Source organism: Streptomyces sp. NBC_00887, from assembly GCF_045207585.1.
Genome location: NZ_CP108789.1, coordinates 111109 through 126324, shown reverse-complemented (window position 1 = coordinate 126324; position 15216 = coordinate 111109). Strand labels below are relative to the sequence as shown.

Here is a 15216-nt window from a genome sequence, read left to right as displayed (position 1 = left end):
ATCTACGGAAAAGAGGGCCCTCGGCGAGAGAAGGCATGACGAGCCGTGCAGGATCGTACGCCGAACGTCCACGTGTCGCCCGCCCCACGCCTCGCCAAAGGCGTACTCTTCGCCACCCTCACCAGCTTCTTCGTGATCATGCTCCTGAACGCGGTCAACTCCGCGTCCGGACCCGTCGAACTCGCCTGCGCGGCGGCCGCGCTCGCGGTGAGCTTCGTGCTCCAGTTCCGTCACTCCGAACCCGGTGCCTGCCACAGACCGGCACGCGACAGAGTGCTGACGCTCAGTGCTCAATTCATCCTGGCCTACACGCCGATCGCGCTCTTCGAGGTGCAGTGGGGGGCGATGGCGGGATTCCTTGCCGGTTCCCTCCTGCTGCTGGTGCCCGGACGGTACGCGTGGCCGCTGTACGGTGCGGCCGGAGCGAGCATCCTGGTGATCGCGCTGCTCCAGGGACGTGCGGTGACGGAGTCCATCTATCTGGGGCAGTCGACGCTGCTCACCGGCGTGGTCGTGTTCGGGCTCTCCCGCCTCGTGGAGCTGGTCGAGGAACTCAACGAGGCACGGGGGGAGGTGGCCCGGATCGCCGTGATCACGGAGCGCCTGCGGTTCTCCCGCGATCTGCACGACCTGCTGGGGTACAGCCTGTCCGCGATCACCCTCAAGTGCGAGTTGATCGTCCGGCTGGTGCCGGTCCACCCCGAACGGGCTCTCGACGAGCTCAAGGATGTGCTGGTCACATCACGTCAGTCGCTGGCCGACGTGCGCCGGCTGTCGAGCGGCCTGCGCGCCATGTCCCTGGCGCAGGAGGTGACCTCCGCGAAATCCCTGTTGACGGCGGCGGACGTGCGGACCACGGTGGTGGCGGACTTCGATCCGCCCACGCAGGACGTGGACACCGTGCTGGCCGCGGTGCTCCGGGAGGCGGTCACCAATCTGCTGCGGCACAGCAAAGTACGCAACTGCACGATCGAAGTGACCGAGGACGACGGCACGCTGCGGCTGACGGTCGAGAACGACGGCGTGATCCCGTCCTACCGGGACGCGTCGCGGGAGAGCGGCAACGGCCTCGGCAACCTCACCCAGAGACTGGTCGTGGTCCAGGGACGGCTCACCGCCGGGCTGGCCCCCGGCGGCAAGTTCCGGGTACAGGCCGTGATTCCGACACAATCGAACAGTTCGAATAGCTGATAGAATTCTATTTGGGGGAACGGGGGGTTCCGTGATCCGGATCCTGTTGGTGGAAGACATGCACATGGTGCGGGGCGCCTTGGTCGCCCTGCTGAGCCTCCAGCACGACTTCACGGTGGTGGCCGAGATCGGGCGGGGCGACGAGGTACTGCCCACCGCCTTATTGACACTTCCCGACGTCGCCATCATCGACATCTGCCTGCCCGGCCTGGACGGCCTCACCGCGGCCACCCGGCTGCGTGAGCGGATGCCCTCGTGCAAGTCCCTGATCCTCACCAGTATGGGCAAGCCGGGGACGCTGCGCCGGGCCCTGTCGGGCCAGGTGAACGGCTACCTCCTCAAGGACGCCCCGCCCGACCAGCTGGCCCAGGCGGTACGGAAGGTGGCGGCCGGCCAGCGGGTGGTCGACCCCGACCTCGCCCTCTCCGCGTGGGACTGCGCGGAGAGCCCTCTCACCAGCCGCGAGACGGAAGTGCTGAAGCTGGCGACCGACGGCGCGGAGGCACGGGAGATCGCCGCCGCCCTCCACCTCTCCATCGGCACCGTCCGCAACTATTTGACCGTCGTCGTGGCCAAACTCAACGCCCGCAACCGCGTGGACGCCATGCGCATCGCCCAGGACGCGGGCTGGCTCCCCGGCTGACCGGCCCCGGTGGCGCGCACAACGACCGGGGCGCCTACCCCATACCTCGGCTACCTCCGCGCACCTCCCCTCGTACGGTTCCCGCCCTCCGCGGTCCGCCTTCCACCGCCCTCCGACAGCCGGGTCAGCCGCTCGTCAGTGCAGTGTCACCGTCCCGTGTTGCCATGGCCGTATCTCAGCCAAGGGGGCATGCGGTGCAGGGACTTCGACAACTCGCGGCACGGGCGGGCAGGAGACCGGAGGACGCCCGGTACGGGCCGAAGCCGCACGACCGCGACCCCGACCGCTGCTGCGGCCTGCGCACGGTGGCGCTACCGGCGGAAGGGCTGAAGGCGTACGACGCCCGGGCCACGGGGCTGCGGCGTGACCAGTCGCCGCCCCGGGCGCACACCCCGGTGGCGGCCCGGGACGCCCGGCGGCAGAAGGTGAAGGCCGCGCCGATCGCCCGCTGGACCCAGGAGGCCGTAGTGGCATCCGTGGCCGGACACGGCGTACTGACCGATCCGCCTCTGACGAAGGGCTGTCCCTCGATCGGCTGTGCCTCCCGCACCCGCCGGGTGCGGGAGGGCGCGCACGCATGCGCCGGGCACCGGGCGGGTCCGGGAAAGACGGAACGCGGGCCGCACTCATGACGGCGCAGCTCACGGCCACCGTGCAGCACCTCGAAGTGCTGGAGTCCGAAGCGGTGCACATCTTCCGTGAAGTGGCAGGGGAGTTCGAACGCCCGGTCCTGCTCTTCTCCGGCGGCAAGGACTCGATCGTCATGCTGCGCCTGGCGTTGAAGGCGTTCGCCCCCGCCTGCCTCCCCTTCTCGCTGCTGCACGTGGACACCGGCCACAATTTTCCCGAAGTGCTCGACTACCGCGACCGCGTCGTCGCCGAGCACGGCCTGCGGCTGCACGTGGTCTCGGTGCAGGAGTACATCGACCGCGGTGTGCTGCGCGAACGTCCGGACAACTCCCGTAATCCCCTGCAGACGCTCCCGCTGACGGAGACGATCGCCGCGGAGCGGCACGACGCCGTGTTCGGCGGCGGGCGCCGGGACGAGGAGAAGGCCCGCGCGAAGGAGCGGGTGTTCTCCCTGCGGGACGAGTTCGGCGGCTGGGACCCGCGCCGCCAGCGCCCCGAGCTGTGGAACCTCTACAACGGCCGGCACGCTCCCGGCGAGCACGTCCGGGTGTTCCCGCTGTCCAACTGGACCGAGCTCAACGTATGGCAGTACATAGCCCGGCACGCCATAGACGTGCCGGAGATCTACTACGCCCATGAACGCGAGGTGTTCCACCGGGACGGCATGTGGCTCAGCCCAGGTCCCTGGGGCGGGCCGGGGGCGGGTGAGACCGCCGAGAAGCGGATGGTCCGTTTCCGCACGGTCGGCGACATGTCCTGCACCGGAGCCGTTCTCTCGCAGGCGCGCACCGCCGATGCCGTGATCGTCGAGATCACGGCATCGAGACTGACCGAGCGCGGTGCGACCCGGGCCGACGACCGCGTCTCCGAGGCCGCGATGGAGGACCGCAAGCGCGAGGGGTACTTCTGATGACGCCGGACACCGGAACCGTCCCCGCGGCGGCTGGACTGCTCCGCTTCGCCACCGCCGGCTCCGTCGACGACGGCAAGTCGACGCTGGTCGGACGGCTGCTGCACGATTCCAAGTCGGTGCCGACGGACCAGTTGCAGGCCGTCGAACGCGTCTCCAAGGAGCGCGGCCAGGACACACCGGACCTGGCCCTGCTCACCGACGGTCTGCGGGCGGAGCGCGAGCAGGGCATCACCATCGACGTCGCCTACCGCTACTTCAGCACCGCCCGCCGCGGGTTCATCCTCGCGGACACCCCAGGCCACGTGCAGTACACCCGCAACATGGTGACGGGCGCGTCCACCGCCGAGCTGGCGATCATCCTGGTGGACGCGCGCAACGGCGTACTGGAGCAGACCCGCCGGCACACCGCCGTCGCCGCGCTGCTGCGCGTGCCCCATGTGCTCCTCGCGGTCAACAAGATGGATCTGGCCGGCTACTCCGAGCGCGTATTCGCCTCCGTCGCACGGGAGTTCACGGCGTGCGCGGAGACACTGGGGATCGACGAGGTCACGGTGATCCCGGTGTCCGCGCTGCGGGGGGACAACGTGGTCAGAGCCTCCGCCCACATGGACTGGTACGGCGGTCCCACCGTGCTGGAGCACCTGGAGACCGTCCCGGTCCGCTCCGACCCCGCGGATCTGGCGGCGCGCTTTCCCGTGCAGTACGTCATCCGGCCGCAGAGCCCGCTGTTCCCCGGCCACCGGACGTACGCGGGGCAGATCGCCTCCGGCATCCTGCGCACCGGCCTGCGTGTGACCGTGCTGCCCTCGGGGCGCTCGTCCGTCATCACCGGCATCGACCTGCTGGGCGAGCAGGTCCACGAGGCCCGCGCCCCGCTGTCGGTGGCGCTGACGCTCGCCGACGACCTCGACGTCTCCCGGGGAGACCTCATCGTCCCGGCCGCGGACCCCCCGCCGCTCACCCGGAACATCGACGCCACCGTCTGCCATCTCGCCGACCGTCCGCTGCGGGCCGGCGCGCCGATCCTGCTCAAGCACACCACGCGCACCGTGCAGGCCGTGGTCGAGGAGATCCCGTACCGCTACGCACTGGACGGCACCGCGCCCCATCCGCTGCCGGGGCGCCTGACCGCCAACGACATCGGCCGCGTCGTGCTGCGCACCGCCGAGCCGCTGGCCGTCGACCCGTACGCCGAGAACCGGGGTACCGGCTGCTTCCTGCTCCTCGACCCCGCCGACGGGACCACGCTCGCCGCCGGCATGGCCGGCGAGTCCTTCACCGCACGGGGCGTCGGGAGCGACCGGGGGGACGTTCCGTGAGACACCGTGTGCCCGCCGCCCTGCCCGGCGTCCGTCAGGACCCAGCCACTTCGGAGGTGACGAGGATGACGATGACCACCGCCCTCAGCCCGGCGCCGCGGAGACCGAGGCCGGGTTCGCCGCGCGGCTCGGCCACGTCTCGAAGTCGTTTCGCAACGGTCCCCTCGTCGGCCTGGGCCAGTTGCTGGAGAACGGCCGCGACTCCAGCAGCATGCCGACGGTGTTCTTCGCGATCCTCCTGATCCTGCTGGTGGGCATCGCCATCGATCTGCTGGTCCTCAGCCCGCTGGAGCGTCATGTGCTGCGCGGCCGCGGTCTGCTGACGAGAAGCTGAGCGGGCTGCCGCCGTCCCCTCCTGGTCTTCGCCCACCGCAGCCGCGATCCGCGGCACGCGGTGAGTGTTCACGCGCTGCTCGCAGCCGTGCGGGAGCTGCCAGGCACCCGGGACGCCCTCCGTGCGCTGCGCGCCGACGGCGTACCGCACGTGGCCGTCGCTCCTGTGCCGTCGCCCCGGCCGCCTGCACGCGCGGATCGCGGCGGATGCCGCGCAAGCAGACCTCCTCCACCCGGTCCCGGGCGCGGCGCCGGAGCTCTTACGGCCGCTGCTCCACCGGGCGCGCGCGGCTGTGGCAGCGTCCGACCAGGACTTGAGCGGCGAACGAGAATGCGGTGCAACTCTCCCGGCATGAATTTCACTGTTCTTGGATCGATCGGTACCGTCGTCGAGGGGCGCTTCGTCGCCATCACCGGGGCACGGCAGCGGATTTTGCTGACGACCCTCCTGCTCACCGCCGGCCGGCTGCTGCCGAGCGAGCAGCTCTACTCCGAACTGTGGGGCGAGGACCCACCGGAGTCGGTCGAAAACGCCCTGCAGGCCCACGTGTCCCGGCTGCGGCGCACGCTGCGGCTGCACGCGGGCGAGAAAATGCAGCCGCCGCCGCTCATCGGCGGTCCCTCCGGGTACCAGCTCCTGGTGGCGCCCATGGACGTGGACGTCCATGTGTTCCGGGAGAGACTGGCGCAGGCCCGTACCGCCGTCCAGCAGGACCCGTCCATGTCCAGGGACCTGCTGGAGGCGGTGCTCGCCCTCTGGCGGGGGCCGCTGCCGCAGGAGCTGGCCGCCAGCCCGCTGTGCCGCAGCGCGGCCGTGCAGCTGGAGGAGGAGTATCTGACGGCTCAGGAGTCCCGGCTGGAGCTGGAGCTGCGGTACGGGGCGCCCGCCGACGTGATCAGCGAGCTGCGCCGGTTCGGCATGATGCACCCCTGGCGGGAGCGGATCACCGAGCTGCTGATGCTGGCGCTCTACCGGACCGGCCGGCAGGCCGAGGCCGTCGAGACGTACAACGCGATGCGCGCCAGGCTCGTCGGCGAACTCGGCATCGAGCCCTCGCTCCGGCTGCGGGAGCTGTTCCGGCAGATACTCAACCAGGCACCCGCGCTGGAGCCCCTCCGGGGCATGGCGCTCAGTCTGGACGAGTGACCGAGACCTCCGCCGCCGCGGGGGCAGCCGGCGCGGGCGCCGTCCGCCCGTCGCCGTCCAGCCCGGCGAGCCTTCGGTAGGTCTCGGGCCTGGCGGTGCGCAGCCACCACGCGTAGCCCGCGCCGGACAGCGCGAGGGCGGGAAGGGTCCAGGGCAGCGCTCCCACCACCGCGGAGTCGGTTCCGGTGAGCAGCGTGTAGTTGCCGAGGATCAGCCAGACCGTGGCGGTCAGGCCCACCAGGGCGAGCAGCGGGGCCACCAGCCTCTGCCCGAGTCCGACGCCGTCGTCTGCGCCGTGCCGCAGCAGCCCGATCACGGAGAGCGCCGCGGCCGCCTGCAGCACGATGATGCCCAGGGTGCCGAGCCCGAGCATGCTGGTCGTCATGTCGGCGTACGGGTCCAGGCCCGCGAGGGCGAACACGGCCACCGCGGCCACGTCGAGCGCGGCCTGGACCGCACTCGCCCGGTGCGGGGACGCGTACCTGGGGTGGCGGGCGGACAGCGAGGCGGGCAGCAGGCCGTCCGCGGCCAGCACCTGGGTGTAGCGGTTGGCGGCGCTGTGCAGGGCGAGCATCGCGGCGAAGAGGCTGGTGCACAGCAGCACCTCGAGGACGATCCGCCCGACGGTGCCCAGGTAGTCCTGGGCCAGGACGAAGAACAGGTTCCCCAGTTGTTCGTTCGCCGTCGCGCGGACCTTCCCGGCGCCGATGGCTCCCACGGCCAGCCAGCTGGTCAGGGCGTAGAAGAGCGAGATGAGCAGCACGGCGGCGTAGGTGGCCCGGACCACGTTGCGGCGCGGGTGCTTCGCCTCGCCGCCGTAGAGCGCGGCGGACTCGAAGCCGATGAAGGAAACGAACGCGAACATCAGGGCGATCCCGAGCCCGGTCCCCGTCGCCTGGTGCCCGAACGACGCCGCGGGCAGCGCGCTGCTGCCGTGCCGGGCGAGCACGGCGACGTCCAGAACCAGCAGAACGCCGGTCTCGCCCACCATGAGCAGGGCGAGCAGCCGGGCGCTCACGGTGATCTCCCGGCGGCCGAGCACGGCGACCAGCGCCACCCCGGCCAACGCGCACACCTCCCACCGCACGTGGATGCCGTGGGAGGCGAGCACGAGACGGGTGAAGTAGCCCTGGGCGCCGACGAGTCCGATGGTGGCGGCGTTGTAGGAAAGCACGGCGACATATCCGCCGGCCACGGCGGCCGGTCTGCCGAGCCCGTCGGCGATGGAGGCGTAGAACCCGCCGTTGCCCCCGGTGCGGCGGACGCTGACCGCGTAACCGACGGCGAAGCACAGCAGGATCAGCCCGGCGAAGGCGAACGCGGCGGGGACGCCGGCGCCGTTGCCCGCCGCGAAGGCCAGCGGGACGGTGCCCACCATCGCGGAGAGCGGGGCGGCCGCGGCGACGATCACGAAGACGATGTGCCAGGTGGTCAGGTGTCTGACAGGGGTGGTGGACGGGTGCTGTCGCATGGTCGGCTCCGGGGAGATGGGCCTGGTCGGATCAGGTCGCGGCGAAGGCGAGCACGGCGTTCTGGCCGCCGAAGCCGAAGGAGTTGGACACCGCCAGCGGGATGTCGAGCGGGACGGACGCGGTGGCGGCGTTGATGTGGATCTTCGGGTCGAGCGTGGCCAGGCCCGCGGTGGGAGGCACCAGGGAGTGTTCGACGCTCAGGACGGTGAAGGCGGCCTCCACGGCGCCGGCGGCGCCCAGCAGATGGCCGGTGACGCCTTTGGTGGACGTGACGAGCGGCGCGTGCGGCAGTACCCGGCACAGGACCTGCGCCTCCACCAGGTCGTTGAGCCGCGTCGACGTGCCGTGGGCGTTGACGTGCCGGACGTCCTGCGGCCCGGCGCCCGCGTCGGCGAGCGCGGTGCGCAGGGCGGCCTCGGCGCCGGCTCCTTCGGGGTGCGGGGAGGTCATGTGATGGGCGTCCGCGCTCAGGGCGTGGCCGGCGAGCAGGGCGTGTGCGCGGGCGCCGCGGGCGCGGGCGTCGCGGGCGCGCTCCAGTACGAGAACGCCGCTGCCCTCGCCTGCCACGAAGCCGTCCCGGTCGATGTCGAACGGCCGGGAGGCGCGGGCCGGATCACCGGCGCACCGGGAGAGGGCGCCCATCTGAGCGAATCCCGCCATCACCAGCGGAGTGATCATGGCCTCGCTGCCGCCGGCCAGCGCGATGTCGCAGCGGTCGAGCAGCAGCAGGTCGCGGGCGATGCCGATGGCCGTGGCACCGGAGGCGCAGGCGGTGGCGACCACCAGATTGGGCCCGGTGGCGCCGAGTTCGATGGAGGTCTGCCCGGCCAGCATGTTGGGCAGTTGCATGGGCAGCAGCAGGGGCGAGACCCGGGCGGGGCCGTGGCGGAGCAGCACCTGGTGCTGTGCCTCCACGGTCTCGGGGCCGCCGTCTGCGCAGCCGAGAACCACGGCCACCCTGGCCCCGTCCCAGCTCGCCGGGTCGAGGCCCGCGTCCGCCACCGCCTCCGTGGCGGCGACCAGGGCGAACTGCGTGAATCTGTCGAGCCGGTGGGCCTTGCGGCCACCGAGCAGCGCCTCTCCGTCGAAGCCTGGCACCCGGCAGGTGACGCCCGTGTCGCTCGGGGGCAGCGCCGGGTCCAGGGCGGCGGCGGGCCGGCCGGCACACACCGCGCGCCAGCTGGCCTCCGTGCCGATGCCGCCGGGTGTGACCAGCCCGATGCCGGTGACGGCGATGCCTGGCGCGGTCCGGCGCGCGGGGGCGGCCGAGCGCTTCACACGCCCGCCCGCCGGCTCTCGATCAACTCGACCATGGCGCCGAAGGACTCGGTCGCCATCAGGTCGTCGTCGCTGACGTGGATGCCCAGTTCCTGTTCCAGCAGCATGGCGAGTTCGACCAGGGCGAGCGAGTCGAGTTCGATGTCCTCCCTGGTCGCGGTGGGGGTGATCCTGGCCGGGTCCACCTTGAGCTTGCTGACGAGCATTTCCTTGACGGTCTCGAACATGACTGTCCTCCTTGACGGTGCTACGGAGTGCGCGGATCGGTCACGGGGCCCAGCCGCGGCCAGGACAGCGTCGCCGCGCCCCAGGCCAGACCGCCGCCGAATGCGGTGAGGAGCACCCGGTGGCCGGCCCGCAGGCGGCCGCTGGCGGCCGTGTCCGCGAGCAGCAGCGGTATGGACGCGCCGCCGGTGTTTCCCATGTAGGCGATGTTGGACAGCTGCCGTTCGGCCGGTACGCCGAGCCGTTCGGCCACGGCTTCGAGAATGCGGGCGTTGGCCTGGTGGGCGGCGAGCCGGTCGACCTGTGCGGTGGTCCAGCCCGCCCGCTCGACCGCCTGCCGGCTGGCCGCGGTCATCCGCTCGACGGCGTGCCGGTAGGTGTCCCGGCCGCGCATCTGGAAGTACTGCTCGCCCGGGGCCGCCGGCCGGCCCGAGGCCCGCTGCCGGGAGCCGCCGGCCGGAACCTCGATGAGGTCGCTGTGGTCGCCGTCGCTGCCCAGCACCATCGGCCCCAGGGCACCCGGTTCCGCCGGGTCGCCGACGCGGAGCACCACCGCCCCCGCGCCGTCACCGAAGATCACCGCCGTGCTCCGGTCCTGCGGGTCGATGATCGTCGTGAAGGCCTCGGCGGCGATCACCAGGGCCCGGTCGGCGGTGCCGGAGGCGATCAGTCCCGCGGCGGTGGCCAGCGCGTAGAGGAAGCCGCTGCACACGGCCGCCACGTCGAAGGCGGGGACCGTGCCGACCCCGAGCCGCGCGGCCACCTCGGGGGCCGTCGCGGGGCAGGGGCGGTCCGGGGTCGTGGTGGCCAGGACCACCACGTCCACCGCGGCTTCGTCCGCGGACTTGAGCGCCCGGTGGCCGGCCTCCACGGCCAGGTCCGAGGTGGCGGCGCCCGATGAGATCATGCGCCGGGCCCGGATGCCGGTCCGGCTGTGGATCCAGGCGTCGGTCGTGTCGAGCCGTTCGCTCAGATCGTCGTTGGTGACGAGGCGTTCGGGCACGTAGCCGCCCAGACCGCAGACGACCGACGCCCTCATCGCTGCTGTCCGGCGGCGATGCCGGCGGGGATGCCCATGTAGGCCATGCGCGTGGCGGCCATCTCGTCCGTCCACGCCTCGGCCATGTCGTAGCGCTGTGCGGGCGTGGTGTCGAGCATGCGCACGCCCGGCCAGATCTCGTAGTCCCCGATCAGCTCCGCGTGCGCGAGCATGCCCTCCTGGAAGAGCTCCTCCCGGTGCAGCACGAACGGTCGGTCCGGCAGCCGGTCCCACAGTTCCCGGCCGGACCGGAGGATCTCCGCCAGCCGCGGCAGGTACTGCGGATGGGCGCTCAGGTGGTCCTTGAGGATGGTGGCGGCGACCGTCAGGTGGCGGATCTCGTCGATCGCGGCGCCGCGGGAGATCTCGCCGGTCGCCGGGGAGAGGGGGGTCCACTTGCGCTCGCTCAGTTCGGCCGCGGGCGCCAGTACGCCCTCGATGACGATGGCGAAGACGGCGACGCCGCCGGCGAAGTCGGCCTGTTCCCGGACGATGTTCCGGGTGAAGTCCACGACGGGGTCGAGGATCTGCCGCCGGTAGTCGGCGGCGAGCTCCGCGATGTCCCCGACCAGGGTGGCCGCGGGCATGCCCAGTTCGACCAGGTGGTCGCGGAACACCCGGGCGTGCCGCGCCTCGTCGATCAGCTGGGTGGCGTAGAACTCCATCTCGGGGATGCCGGGGGCGATGGCGACGTAGTCGGACAGCAGCCGGGTGGCGAGTTCCTCCGCCAGACCACGGAAGCCGAACTCCAGGATCAGCGCCTCGCGCAGCGGCCCCGGCTCGCGCAGGAACTGGGGCACCGCCGCCTCGGGCGCGTGGCCCGTGACTCCCCGGCCGCGGAGTGTGCCCTGCGCGACCTGGGTGATCCAGTACGGCAGGTCGCACTCCGCGGGGCCCAGGGTGAGTTCCATCGCCCCGTCGAGCAGGCCGGGTGCGTCGTCCCAGTCGGCCTCGCGGGCCACTCGCCCGATGTCCTGTTCCGTGGTCATGGGGTGGAACCGTCCTTTCCGGTCAGGGTGCGCAGGTCGCCTGCGAAGCTCAGCAGCGGATCGCCGGATGCGGTGTCGCACTCGACGACCCGCCCCAGGAGGACTTCGTGGTCGCCGACGACGAACCGGCCGGCGCCCCGGCAGCTGTAGTGCGCCAGCGTCCCTTCGAGCAGCGGTGCGGCGGTCAGCGGGTCCGGCCGCCAGGCGAGCCCCGCGAACTGCCCGACGCCCGGCGGGCGGCGGCTGTCCGCGAACCACCGGGCCAGCTCCGCCTGGCCGCCGCCCAGCACGTTGACCGAGAACCAGCCTGCTGCGATGGCCAGTTCACCAAGGACCGACCCGGCGCGCAGACTCGTACCGAGGATGAGCGGCCTCGTGGACACCAGGGTGGTGGTCGAGGCCGTGGTGCCGTGCACACGACTGTCGTGACGTACCGTCAGGATGCTGACCGGCCCGGCCAGCCGGCGTACGGCGGAGGTGCGAGCGCCCGTCACTGCGCGGCTTCCGGCTGCCGGCCCGGGGCGGCGGCAGTGGCGGGAAGGTGTCCGACGGGAACCGGGGAGCCGGTGTGGCCGGCCGGCCGGGGCCGCGGCACGCCGAGGTCGTCGAGCAGCCGCAGGTATCCCGGCTGCCGGACCGGCTCGAAGGGCAGCGAGAAGGGCTTGAGGAAGTTCCCGAACAGCCCTCGGTCGCCGAAGAGATGGAACGGCAGCACCAGCAGCGCCCACTCCGGCCCGATGAGCCACCACCACAGCGCGGCGACGGCCCCCTGCGTGATGAGGCTGTGCATGACGTTGTAGAGGACGTAGTACGCCTTCGCGATCGGCCGGCCGCCCGCCCGCTTGAAGGCGATGGCTCCGGGGATATAGCCGATCAGGTCGATGTAGAGGAAGAGGGCGATGGCGGGCAACCAGCGGATCTCTCCCGCGTGGGCGACGATCAAGCCGGTGGTCACCGCGAGCCCCACCAGGTACTCGGCGCGGTGCAGGGAGAACGTCCGCGGTGTCTCGAAGGGGTTGGCCTGGTCCATGACTCACTCCTATGCGGTGGCGGGCAGGCCCGCGGCAGAGATCACCGGGGCGCCCGGATCGGGTTCGCCGACGAGCCGGACGCGGGCGAACTGGCCCGTCACGGCCCAGGCGACGGTCTCCTTGATGACCCGCTCGGCGATCGGGTCGAGGATGCCTTCGAGGCTGGTGATGCCGAAGTCGAAGTCGCAGCCGAAGCTCACGGCGACGTCGTCGCCCTGTGCGGTGAGCAGCCACCGGCCGGAGAACGTGTCGAAGTCGCCGTCCGTCTGCTCGAAATGGACCTCGCCCCGCTCCGGCACGAACCGCTCGGCCTCGGTCCAGCGCAGCAGGCCGCTGCGGAAGTGCAGCTCCCAGCTGGAGGAGCCGGTCCGACCGGGGCGGCCCTCGTGCACGGTGGTGGACTCCACGTGCGGCGCGAGCTCGGCGTAGCGCTCCCACTGCACGATCCGTTCGAAGACGTCCGCGAGCCGCTCGCCGTACACCATCGCGTCCAGTTGCACATGTCGCATGTCAGCTACCGCCTTCCGGCATGGTGGCCGCCTGTCGGACGAGGTCCCTGGTGGCCTTGTCGAACGAGTCGAGGAGGAAGCGTTCGTCCGCCTCGGTGAGCACGGCGGGCGGGGTGAAACGCACCACCGAGTTGCCGTTCATGGAGTGGTTGGCCACCACCCCGTGGTTGAAGAGTTCGATGAGGAGCTCGCCCGCGAGTCCCGGCTCGGCCAGCTCCACGCCGATGAGCAGCCCGCGGCCGCGGACTTCGGTGACCAGGCCGGGCAGATTGCGCCGGGCGATCCTGGTGATCTCCGGCAGCAGCCGGGCGCCGATATCCCGGGCCCGGGTGACCAGCCGCTCCTCCTGCATGACCTGGATCGCCGCCTGGACACCGGCCATGAGAAGCGGCTGGCCGGAGAACGTTCCCGTGTGCACGTAAGGGTCCTTGTCGAAGGGGCGGAAGGCCTTGTCGGTGGCGATCGCCGCCGATACCGGGACCACGCCCCCGCCGAGGGCTTTGCCGACGAGCAGCACATCGGGGCGGATGTCCTCGATGTCGGCCCCCCACCACTCCCCCAACCGGCCCATGCCCGTCTGCACCTCGTCCAGAAGGAGGAAGCCCTCGTACTCCCGGACCAGTTCCTCGACCTGCTTGAGGTAGCCCTGGGGAGGCAGGACGACACCGCCCTCGCCCTGGACCGGCTCGATGATGACGCAGTCCTCGCCGGGGTGTGCGGACAGCTCGGCGCGGAGCGCCTCGGGGTCCCCGTAGGGGAGATGGACGACGTCGGCGAGGAGCGGGCGGAAGGGGTCCTGGTACACGGCCTTGGCGGTGGCCGACAGCGCGCCCATGGTCTTGCCGTGGTAGCCGCCGCGCATCGAGACGATCCTCCGGCGCCCCGCGGCGCGGGCGAGTTTGAGGCCGGTCTCCACGGCCTCGGCGCCGGAGAGGGAGAAGTGCACCCGTTCCAGCCCGCGCGGGGCAATACTGGCCAGCGCCTCGGCGGCGCGGGCGACGGTCGGCTCCAGCAGGATCCGTGTGGCGACGGGGTGGGTGTTCAGCTGGCGCTGGACGGCTTCGACGACCCGCGGGTGCCGGGCGCCCATGATGAAGACGCCGTAGCCGCCGCAGTTGAGGAACTTCTCTCCGTCGCTGGTGGTGAGCCAGGAGCCGGAGGATTCCACCTCCATGTGGCTGCCGAAGAGTTCGGCCAGGGTGGCGCGGCCCTTACTGAGCCTGGCCCGGTACAGCGCCAGGATGTCCGCCTCGTTGTCCGGCGCCGCGCCCGTGGCGGTGTCCCCGGACGAGTGGCTGGTGATGGTCATGGGCCTCCTTCAGGACAGTTCGAGCGGGCCGCCGTCGACGTACTGCACCAGGGCAGCGGCGCTGCTGGCCCGCGACGGCGGGTGGAAGGCGAGAGGACGCACGGAGGCGGCGAGGCGGGCGTGGTCCCCGGAGCGGATGAAGTCCATGCCGCCGAGGAGTTCGAGCGCCTGGCCGGTGGCACGGACCAGGCCCGACTGAGCGGCGAACCGGGCGATGAGCACCGCGGCGACCGCCGCGTCCCCGGCCAGCCCGTCGCGGATCGCCCGCGCCGTGCCCACCAGCAGTTCGAACGCCGACTCCGTCTGGATCACGATGTCGGCCCGTTCCTCGGGGCTGCCCCGGCCGCTGGACAGCAGCTCCTCGGTCAGCCCCGCGGCGGCCCCCGCGTATCCGGCGGAGATGAGCAGCTCGAACCAGATGAACCCGGCGGTCTGCAGATCGTCGAGCCGGTGCGGGTCCTCGGCCGTGGTCCGCACCACGAGTTCGTCGGGGACTATGACGTTCTCCAGCCGCACCTCGTCGCTCTGGGCGGCGGCGAGGATGTCGCTCCCCCAGAACGGATGCACCGACAGCCCCGGCGTCGCGGCCGGCACCAGGGCCAGGGCCAGTTCCGGCCGGCCGTCCCGGCCGGGCACCGCGATGCTCGCCGTGAGCACACTCATCGAGCGGGAGAGGCTGCACGGCTTCTTCGCGCCGTTCAGACGGAAGCCGCCGGGGACCGGCTCGGCGGTGACCGAGGGGGTCAGGATGTTCTGCTGGGTCCTGCCCTCGGCCCAGCCCGACGCCAGCAACCGCTGCTCGGACACCACGCTGGCGAGCAGTTCCAGTTGGGCGGGGGTGAGCCGGTCGGCCTCGGCCGCCAGCGCGTAGAGCGTGGCCACGGTGAAGTGATGCATGGTCACCGCTGCGGCGAGAGAGGGCGAGAGCGAGCCCAGGCCGCGCTGCACCTGGACCGCCTCCACGAGGGAGGCGCCGTGCCCGTCGTACTCCTTGGGCACCAGCAGTCCGGCGCCGTGATGAGCCCGGAAGAGATCGATGACCGGGCTGTCCGGGGCCTCCCGCTCGGCGTAGGGGATATCAGCGAGGGCTTTCACCAGCCCGGGATGGTAGCGCTCAACCATGTCACGCGCTGTGTCGAGGCTGCGCACAAGAATTGCACCTCCAGTAATTCCACCGGTGGAACCGGC

15 protein-coding genes and 2 pseudogenes are annotated in these 15216 nt (G+C 71.7%); 7 read left to right on the top strand and 10 right to left on the bottom strand.

Annotation, left to right across the window (positions count from 1 at the left end; translation table 11 throughout):
* The first annotated feature begins 45 nt into the window (after nt 1-45).
* The 7 genes and pseudogenes from OG844_RS46160 to OG844_RS46130 all read left to right on the top strand — a co-directional run bounded on the left by OG844_RS46160 (nt 46) and on the right by OG844_RS46130 (nt 6176).
* Nucleotides 46-1191: a histidine kinase gene (locus tag OG844_RS46160; protein ID WP_331734581.1), complete on the top strand. Its 1146-nt coding sequence runs from the start codon at nt 46-48 to the stop codon at nt 1189-1191.
* A gap of 31 nt (nt 1192-1222) precedes the next feature.
* Nucleotides 1223-1834, top strand: coding sequence for a response regulator transcription factor (locus OG844_RS46155; RefSeq protein ID WP_331734578.1), 612 nt, complete (start codon nt 1223-1225; stop codon nt 1832-1834).
* Nucleotides 1835-2073: 239 nt separating this feature from the next.
* A pseudogene (locus OG844_RS46150) lies at nt 2074-2466 on the top strand (phosphoadenosine phosphosulfate reductase family protein); the annotation flags it as partial.
* Nucleotides 2463-3374 carry a sulfate adenylyltransferase subunit CysD gene (gene cysD, locus OG844_RS46145; protein ID WP_331734574.1) on the top strand — a complete coding sequence of 304 codons (912 nt, stop codon included), beginning with the start codon at nt 2463-2465 and terminating at the stop codon, nt 3372-3374. The pseudogene OG844_RS46150 and the gene cysD, both read left to right, overlap by 4 nt.
* Complete coding sequence (locus tag OG844_RS46140; RefSeq protein ID WP_331734569.1) at nt 3374-4696, top strand: GTP-binding protein; 1323 nt, start codon at nt 3374-3376, stop codon at nt 4694-4696. Before cysD ends, OG844_RS46140 begins: the two co-directional genes overlap by 1 nt.
* A 166-nt stretch (nt 4697-4862) precedes the next feature.
* Nucleotides 4863-5030 (top strand): annotated as a pseudogene (locus tag OG844_RS46135) (ABC transporter permease); the annotation flags it as partial.
* Nucleotides 5031-5381: 351 nt separating this feature from the next.
* Nucleotides 5382-6176 carry a BTAD domain-containing putative transcriptional regulator gene (locus OG844_RS46130; RefSeq protein WP_331734565.1) on the top strand — a complete coding sequence of 265 codons (795 nt, stop codon included), beginning with the start codon at nt 5382-5384 and terminating at the stop codon, nt 6174-6176.
* On the opposite strand, the gene OG844_RS46125 is transcribed toward OG844_RS46130, so the two are convergent.
* The 10 genes from OG844_RS46125 to OG844_RS46080 are packed head-to-tail and all read right to left on the bottom strand — an operon-like array spanning nt 6160 to nt 15177.
* On the bottom strand, nt 6160-7647 hold the full coding sequence (locus OG844_RS46125; protein WP_331734561.1) for an APC family permease: 1488 nt from the start codon (nt 7645-7647) through the stop codon (nt 6160-6162). The two genes, OG844_RS46130 and OG844_RS46125, sit on opposite strands and share 17 nt — an antisense overlap.
* Nucleotides 7648-7678: 31 nt before the next feature.
* On the bottom strand, nt 7679-8926 hold the full coding sequence (locus OG844_RS46120; RefSeq protein ID WP_331734555.1) for a beta-ketoacyl-[acyl-carrier-protein] synthase family protein: 1248 nt from the start codon (nt 8924-8926) through the stop codon (nt 7679-7681).
* Nucleotides 8923-9153 (bottom strand): acyl carrier protein, encoded by a 231-nt coding sequence (locus OG844_RS46115; protein WP_331734549.1) that lies wholly within the window; start codon nt 9151-9153, stop codon nt 8923-8925. The genes OG844_RS46120 and OG844_RS46115 overlap by 4 nt, the downstream gene beginning before the upstream one ends.
* Before the next feature lie 20 nt (nt 9154-9173).
* Entirely contained in the window at nt 9174-10190 is a 1017-nt protein-coding gene (locus OG844_RS46110) for a beta-ketoacyl-ACP synthase III (protein ID WP_331734543.1), read from the bottom strand.
* Nucleotides 10187-11179: a VlmB-like protein gene (locus tag OG844_RS46105; protein WP_331734539.1), complete on the bottom strand. Its 993-nt coding sequence runs from the start codon at nt 11177-11179 to the stop codon at nt 10187-10189. The genes OG844_RS46110 and OG844_RS46105 overlap by 4 nt, the downstream gene beginning before the upstream one ends.
* On the bottom strand, nt 11176-11673 hold the full coding sequence (locus tag OG844_RS46100) for a flavin reductase family protein (RefSeq protein ID WP_331734536.1): 498 nt from the start codon (nt 11671-11673) through the stop codon (nt 11176-11178). Before OG844_RS46100 ends, OG844_RS46105 begins: the two co-directional genes overlap by 4 nt.
* A complete protein-coding gene (locus OG844_RS46095) occupies nt 11670-12209 on the bottom strand; it encodes a hypothetical protein (protein ID WP_331734530.1) in 540 nt (179 codons plus the stop codon). The genes OG844_RS46100 and OG844_RS46095 overlap by 4 nt, the downstream gene beginning before the upstream one ends.
* Nucleotides 12210-12218: 9 nt before the next feature.
* Entirely contained in the window at nt 12219-12719 is a 501-nt protein-coding gene (locus tag OG844_RS46090; RefSeq protein ID WP_331734524.1) for an SRPBCC family protein, read from the bottom strand.
* Between the two features lies 1 nt (nt 12720).
* Nucleotides 12721-14028: an aspartate aminotransferase family protein gene (locus OG844_RS46085; protein ID WP_331734520.1), complete on the bottom strand. Its 1308-nt coding sequence runs from the start codon at nt 14026-14028 to the stop codon at nt 12721-12723.
* Between the two features lie 9 nt (nt 14029-14037).
* Entirely contained in the window at nt 14038-15177 is a 1140-nt protein-coding gene (locus OG844_RS46080; RefSeq protein WP_331734516.1) for an acyl-CoA dehydrogenase family protein, read from the bottom strand.
* Nucleotides 15178-15216 lie beyond the last annotated feature (39 nt).